This window comes from Actinotalea sp., from assembly GCF_035443605.1.
Lineage (GTDB): Bacteria > Actinomycetota > Actinomycetes > Actinomycetales > Cellulomonadaceae > Actinotalea.
Genome location: NZ_DAORSQ010000036.1, coordinates 1 through 7,009, shown reverse-complemented (window position 1 = coordinate 7,009; position 7,009 = coordinate 1). Strand labels below are relative to the sequence as shown.

The following is a 7,009-nucleotide window of genomic DNA, read 5'->3' as shown; positions in this document are numbered from 1 at the left end:
CTCGGCGAGAGCGTGACCGAGGGCACCGTGACCCGCTGGCTCAAGGCCGTCGGTGACACCGTCGCGCTCGACGAGCCGCTGCTCGAGGTCTCCACCGACAAGGTGGACACCGAGATCCCGTCGCCGTTCGCCGGCACGCTCACCGAGATCCTCGTCGCCGAGGACGAGACCGTCGCCGTCGGCACCGCCCTGGCCCGGATCGGCTCGGGTGCCGCAGCGCCCGCCCACGCCCCGGTCCCGGCCCCCGTCGAGGCCGCGGCCCCGGCTCCCGCGCCCGTCGCGGTACCGGTACCGGTACCGGTACCGGCCCCCGCACCGGCCCCCGCCCCGGCACCGGCACCCGCGGCCGCCGTGGTCGAGAACGCCGGTGGCTACCTCACGCCGCTGGTCCGCAAGCTCGCCGCCGAGAAGGGCGTGGACCTGTCGTCCGTCACCGGCACGGGCGTCGGCGGCCGGATCCGCAAGGAGGACGTCCTGGAGGCCGCGGCGGCGCAGGCCGCGCGTGCTGCCGCCGCGGCAGCCGCTGCGGCGACCCCTGCCGTCGCAGCGACACCCGCCGGGACGCCCGCCCCGACCGCCGCCGGGGCCCCGGTCGCCGTCTCCCCGCTGCGCGGGACCACCGAGAAGGCCAGCCGGCTGCGCCAGGTCATCGCGTCGCGGATGGTCGAGTCGCTCCACTCGATGGCCCAGCTCACCACGGTGGTCGAGGTCGACGTCACCCGGGTCGCCCAGCTGCGGGCCAGGGCCAAGGGCGACTTCGCCGCACGCGAGGGCGTCAACCTCACGTTCCTGCCCTTCTTCGTGCTCGCCGCGACCGAGGCGCTCAAGGCGCACCCCAAGGTCAACGGCGTGCTCGAGGGCAACCAGATCACCTACCACGGCGAAGAGAACGTCGGCATCGCCGTCGACACCGAGCGGGGGCTCGTGGTGCCCGTGATCCGCGGCGCCGGCGACCTCAACCTGGCCGGGACGGCCCGCAAGATCGCCGACCTCGCCGGCCGCACCCGCGCCAACAAGGTGACGCCGGACGAGCTGAGCGGGGCCACCTTCACGGTGACCAACACGGGCTCGGGCGGTGCGCTCTTCGACACCCCGATCGTGCCGGCCGGCACGTCGGCGATCCTCGGCACGGGCGCGATCGTCAAGCGCCCCGTCGTGGCCACCGACGCGCTCGGCGGCGAGGTGATCACCGTGCGCTCGATGTGCTACCTGTCGCTCTCCTACGACCACCGGCTGGTCGACGGCGCCGACGCCTCGCGCTACCTCATGGCGATCAAGAAGCGCATCGAGGACGGTGACTTCGCGGCCGAGGTCGGTCTCTGACGTGCGGATCGCCCTGGCGGGGTCCCACGGCCTGATCGGCTCCGCGCTCGTCGAGCACCTCGCGGGCCGTGGCCACCGGGTCGACCGGCTGGTCCGTGGCGCCGCGACGACGAGCCGCGAGATCTCCTGGGATCCCGCAGCGGGCCGGCTGGACCCGGCGGCCCTCGCCGGGGTCGACGCCGTCGTCAACCTCGGTGGTGCCGGGATCGGCGACCATCGGTGGACCGACGCCTACCGGCGGACCATCCTGCGCTCGCGCACCGAGCCCACGGACCTGCTGGCGCGCACGCTGGCGACGATGGACGACGGTCCGCGCGTGCTGCTGCAGGCCTCCGCGGTCGGCTACTACGGCGACCGCGGCACCGAGGTGCTCACCGAGGCCTCCGGGCCCGGCTCGGGTTTCCTCGTCGACGTGGTCCGGGCCTGGGAGGGTGCCACCGCCCCCGCGGAGGAGGCCGGGGTGCGGGTCGCACACCTGCGCACGGGCATCCTCGTGTCCCGCACGGGCGGCTCCTTCGGCAGGCTGCTGCCCCTGCTGCGCCTCGGCGTCGGCGGGCCGTTGGGTGACGGCCGCAACGTGTGGAGCTGGATCACGCTGGTCGACCAGCTCCGGGCGATCGAGCACCTGCTCACCGCCCAGGTCCATGGCGCGGTCAACCTCACGGCCCCCGCGCCGGCCCCGCAGCGCGAGATCGTGGCGGCGATCGCCCGCGAGCTGCACCGGCCGGCCGTGCTGGCGGTCCCGCGGTTCGCGCTGCGGCTGGCGGTCGGCCCCTTCGCCGATGACATCCTCAGCTCCCAGCACGCCCTGCCGCAGGCGCTCCTCGACTCGGGCTTCGAGCACCGCCACACCACGGTGGCCGACGCCGCCCGGTGGGTCACGGAGCGGACGGCCTGACCTCGGCGACCCGCCACCCGGCGGGTGTGCTCCCCAGCACGAGCTCGACCTGGGAGTACCGCGCGCCCTCGGCCGTGAGCATCCAGGAGCCCGTCACCACACGGTGCGGACCGGCGCCCGGCCGCACCAGCACGGCCAGCTGCTCGACGGCGGGTACCCGGCCCCCGCGCACGAGTGCCGCGAGCAGCTCCCGGTCGGCGCTCGCAGCCGGCGACCCCGGGAGGGTGACGCCCGCCAGCGCGGGACGGTCCAGGGTCGCCAGCGCTGCCGTGCGCGCCACGGTCAGGCGGGTGGCCGCGGCGAGCGGTCCGACGGGGCCGGTCGTGGCCCCGGCGGGCTCGAGCACCCCCGCGGCCGCGGCACCGGCCAGCGCGACGCCCACCACGGCGACGACGGAGCCCGCCGCCCACCCGCCGACCCACCCGGCCCGGCGCCGACGGTGCCGGCCCCGCGCGGCCCGGCGCCGCGTCGTCACGCCGTCCGGCGTGGCAGCCCCACGCCCGACCCCCGCGCGGGCACCCTCGCCACCGGGTCCGGCGAGCCGCCGCAGCGCGAGGCGGGCCAGCACCGCCGGGTCGGGCAGGTCGGCGGCCTCGGGGGTGCACACCGCGACCATCGCTGCGGCGAGCCCCTGCGCGGTCCCCCGCCGCCCGGGGTCGTCGTGCACCGCCCGACCCAGGACCGCGCGCAGCGCCGCCTCGACGTCGGCGGCGTCGCCGGGCGCCGTGACGCCGGTGGCCGCGACGCCGTCGTGGGCTCGCGCGGCCGCGGGGCCGCGGGCGGGCTCGGCCGGCCCGAGGAGCGCCAGCCCCACCCGCGCGAGCGCGTGGACGTCACCGGCCGGACCCGCTGCGTCGAGGCGCTCGGGGGCCGCGAAGCCCGCCGTCCCGTGCTCGCCCGCGTCACCCCCGTGCACGAGGTCGACGAGGACCGCCCGGCCGTCGGCGACGACGACGTTCGCCGGCGACACGTCCCCGTGGCTGAGCCCGGCGCGGTGCAGCGCGGCCAGGGCGTGCGCGACGGGGACGAGCAGTCCCACCACCTCACCGGGGCGCAGCGCACCCCGCGCGGCGGCGAGCGTGACGAGGTCGATGCCCGGAACGGCCGCGTGGGCGAGGACCACGGCACCGTCGGGCAGGTCGACCACGGTCCCCAGTCGCGTCAGGTGCGGATGATCGAGGCCGGCGAGCGCGGCGGCACGCCGCCGGGCCCGGTCGGCGCCCCGCGCCGGCACCACCGTGAGCACCCAGCGCGCGCCGTCGTCGTCCGTCGCCGACCATCGCGGACCGCCGGACCCGGCGCCGAGCGGCCCGGCGAGGCGCAGCCCGGAACCACGCAGGGCGATCGCGAGCCCGATCGGGGCGACGGAGCGGTCCATCCCTCCATCGCAGCACGCACCGCCGGGGTGGCCGGCGTTGTCCACAGGTCGGCTGGCACCGCACGGGACCGGCCGGCCGGCCTCAGCCGGGCAGCGCCACCGGGAGCCCGGTCGTCGCACTGCGCCGGGCGGCGTCGAGCACCACGGCGGTCCGGACGGCGTCCCACGGGTCCACCGGTGGCGGCGCGCCGCCCGTGAGCCAGGGCCCGACCGCGCGGTAGAAGTCGGCATGGCCACCGGGTGCGCACGGGACGGGGCTGCGCTGCGCGCCGTGCACGTGCCACCCGGCCATCCCCGGCCCCGGGTCCATCGCGTCGAACGGACCCTCCTCGCCCTCGAACCGCGTCACGAGGAAGGCGCCGTCGCTGCCGAGCACGCGCGTACGCGGCCCGGGAGCCCCGACCAGGGACCCCGCCGAGAGGTGGCTGATGGTGCCGCCGGCGTGCGTGAGGGCCAGGAAGACGTCGTCCTCCGCCAGGGTGGTCAGCGACCGCAGCTCCGCGTGCACCGACGTCACGGGGCCGAACAGCTGCACGGCCGAGTCGACGAGGTGGGCGCCCAGGTCGAGGAGCAGGCCGCCGCCCTGACCCACGGCGTTCTCGCGCCAACGGTCCTTCGGCACCGGCCGCCACCGCTCCCAGCGGCGCTCGAAGCGGTGCACCGTGCCGAGGGTACCGGCGTCCAGCAGCCCGGCGAGGGTGCGCTGCTCGTCGTCCCACCGCCGGTTGTGGAACACGGTCAGCGGGACGCCCGCCGCCTCCGCCGCCTCGACGACGCGGCGCGCACCGGCCTCGTCGAGCGCGATCGGCTTGTCCACCACCACCGGGAGCCCCGCCGCGACGACCGCCAGCGCGTGCTCCACGTGAGACCCGGTCGGGGTGGCGAGCACCACGACGTCCGGCCGAGACCGCGCGTCCGCACCGGCCCGGGCCAGCAGCGCGTCGAGGTCGGCGTGCACCCGGACCTCGGGCAGCTCGGCACGCGCCGCCGCACCGCGGGCGACGTCGGACGTCACGACGTCCACGACGTGGTGCCCGGCCTCCTCGATCAGCGGGGAGTGGATGAGGCGGCCGGCCATGCCGTAGCCGACGACGGCGACCCTCAGTCGCGGATGCTGGTGTGCCATGGCCACCAGGATGCCCTGCCCAGGTCGTGCACGAGACCAGGCACCAGCAGCGTGCGCACCACGAGGGTGTCGATGAGCACGCCGAGGGCGACGAGGAACGCGAGCTGGACGAGGAAGAGCAGCGGCAGCACGGCGAGCGCCCCGAAGGTCGCGGCGAGCACGATGCCGGCGCTGGTGATGACCCCGCCGGTGACGGTCAGGCCTCGGCGCACCCCCTCGCGCGTGCCGTGCACCAGCGACTCCTCACGGACCCTGGTCATGAGGAAGATCGAGTAGTCGATGCCCAGCGCCACGAGGAAGACGAACGCGTAGAGCGGGACCGTCGCGTCCGCGCCGGGGAACCCGAACACGTGCGTGAAGACCAGCGAGCCGATGCCCAGGGTCGCCCCGAAGGACACGAGGTTGGCCAGCACGAGCAGCACGGGTGCGAGCACGGAGCGCAGCAGCACGATGAGCACGAGCAGGATGACCACGAGGACCGTGGGCACGATGACGCGCAGGTCGCGGGCGCTGGTCAGCTGGGTGTCCAGCCGCTCCGCCGCGGCGCCGCCCACGAGCGCACCGTCGGACACGGCGTGCACCGCGTCGCGCACGTCCTTGACCACGACGGTGGCCTCCTGGGTGTCCCCGGCCGCCTGGGTCACGACGTCGACGAGCACGCGGCCGTCGATGACCACGGGCGGTCCCCCGGCTGCGGGGCCGGTCGTCCCACCGGCCGTGACGGCAGCGGCGGAGTCGACCCCGGCCACCCCGGCGACGGCCTCGAGCACGGCGTCGAGGTCCGCCTCGTCTGCGACCACGGTGATCGGCTGGACCTGGCCGGCGGCGAAGTGCCGGGCGACCACCTCGGCGCCCGCGACGGACTCGACCGGCGTGAGGAAGATGTCGCTCTCGCTGGTCCCGTCGGACTGCAGCGAGGGGGCGAAGACGCTCGCGACCAGCAGCACCCCCGCGGTGACGAGCCACACGCGCCGGGCTCGGCGCCCGATGAGCGCCGACACCTTTCCCCAGATCCCCGAGCGCGCCTCGAGGTGCGCCAGGGGCTCGACCGCCGGCGGGGCGTCGCCGTCGGCCGGCACGTCGACCGGGCGCGGGACGCGCGGCCAGAAGATGAACCGCGCGTAGCGTCCGCCGATGAGCAGGAGCGCGGGCAGCAGCGTCATCGAGGCGACGAAGGCCGCGGCGATGCCGATCGCGGCGACCGGGCCGAGGCTCGAGTTGGACGTGAGGTCCGAGAGCAGCAGGGTCAGCAGGCCGGCGATGACCGTTCCCGCCGAGGCGGCGATGGGCTCGATCGAGGCACGCACGGCGCGGTTCATGGCCGTGTACGGCGACTGGACCTTGCGCAGCTCCTCGCGGTACCGCGCCACGACGAGCAGGGAGTAGTCCGTCGCCGCGCCCACGACGAGGATGAACAGGATCCCCTGGCTCTGCCCGTTGAGGACGAGCACGTCCGCCTTCGCGAGCTGGTAGACCACCAACGCGGCACCGGAGAGCGCGAACAAGGAGGTGAAGAGCACCGTGAACGGCAACGACGGCGAGCGGTAGACGAGGACGAGGATGATGAAGACGGCCGCGAGCGCCACGAGCAGCAGCAGCCCGTCGATCCCGCCGAAGGCGGCGACGAGGTCGGCGATCGATCCGGCCGGGCCCGTCACCCACGCCTCGAGCCCGTCGGCCTCGAGGTCACCCGCAGCGGTGCGGAGCTCGCCGACGACGAGGTTGACGACGCTCTCCTCACCGATCTGCTCGCGTGCCATCGTCGCGTCGAGCGAGACCGCGACGAGCACCGCCTCGCCGTCCTGCGACGGGATCGCGACCGACGGCGCGGTGAGCAGGTCCCCGACGGCGCTGCCGTCGGGCAGCTCGAGCGTCGCGATCCCCTCCGTCCAGGCCTGGACGGAGCCGACCTGCCCGCCCGTCAGCTCACCGTCACCCGTGACGACCACGAGGGCCGGCAGCGTGGAGGTGTCCCGGAAGGCCACGGCCTCCTCGGCCGCGCGGGTCGCCTCGGCCCCTGCGGGCAGGAACGATGCCGCATCGTTCTCCTGCACCTCGGACAGCCGCCCGATGGATGTGCCACCGAGCCCCGCGAGGACAAGCCAGACGAGCAGGACACCGAGGATGGCCAGTCCCCGCAGCAGACCTCGACCGGCACCCGTAGATTTACTCAGCATGCTGAGTATCATGGGGCCCACTACCCTGGCCAGACAAGCCGACGCACGGAAGGTCGTGGCCGTTGACCACGAGCCAGCCCGAGGAACCGCGGTCCGCGCCCGAGCGC

General features: G+C 75.7%; 5 protein-coding genes. 2 read left to right on the top strand and 3 right to left on the bottom strand.

The window, feature by feature from the left end; genetic code table 11:
* Both sucB and PKY62_RS05840 read left to right on the top strand, forming a co-directional pair.
* On the top strand, positions 1–1,323 hold a 1,323-nt coding region (sucB, locus tag PKY62_RS05845; protein WP_324535769.1), incomplete at its 5' end, for a 2-oxoglutarate dehydrogenase, E2 component, dihydrolipoamide succinyltransferase.
* Position 1,324: 1 nt separating this feature from the next.
* Entirely contained in the window at positions 1,325–2,221 is an 897-nt protein-coding gene (locus PKY62_RS05840) for a TIGR01777 family oxidoreductase (protein ID WP_324535768.1), read from the top strand.
* Here the strand turns inward: PKY62_RS05840 and PKY62_RS05835 are convergent.
* The 3 genes from PKY62_RS05835 to PKY62_RS05825 all read right to left on the bottom strand — a co-directional run bounded on the left by PKY62_RS05835 (position 2,202) and on the right by PKY62_RS05825 (position 6,914).
* The gene (locus PKY62_RS05835) at positions 2,202–3,599 is read right to left on the bottom strand and encodes a protein kinase domain-containing protein (RefSeq protein ID WP_324535767.1); all 1,398 of its coding nucleotides are present in this window, start codon (positions 3,597–3,599) and stop codon (positions 2,202–2,204) included. The two genes, PKY62_RS05840 and PKY62_RS05835, sit on opposite strands and share 20 nt — an antisense overlap.
* Before the next feature lie 82 nt (positions 3,600–3,681).
* On the bottom strand, positions 3,682–4,725 hold the full coding sequence (locus PKY62_RS05830) for a Gfo/Idh/MocA family protein (RefSeq protein WP_324535766.1): 1,044 nt from the start codon (positions 4,723–4,725) through the stop codon (positions 3,682–3,684).
* Complete coding sequence (locus PKY62_RS05825) at positions 4,701–6,914, bottom strand: MMPL family transporter (RefSeq protein WP_324535765.1); 2,214 nt, start codon at positions 6,912–6,914, stop codon at positions 4,701–4,703. The genes PKY62_RS05830 and PKY62_RS05825 overlap by 25 nt, the downstream gene beginning before the upstream one ends.
* Positions 6,915–7,009: the final 95 nt, after the last annotated feature.

Bases quoted from the DNA above. Each gene is read 5' to 3' on its own strand.
- PKY62_RS05835 (WP_324535767.1), bottom strand. From the start codon at position 3,599: ATGGACCGCTCCGTCGCCCCGATCGGGCTCGCGATCGCCCTGCGTGGT.
- PKY62_RS05830 (WP_324535766.1), bottom strand. From the start codon at position 4,725: ATGGCACACCAGCATCCGCGACTGAGGGTCGCCGTCGTCGGCTACGGC.
- PKY62_RS05825 (WP_324535765.1), bottom strand. From the start codon at position 6,914: ATGATACTCAGCATGCTGAGTAAATCTACGGGTGCCGGTCGAGGTCTG.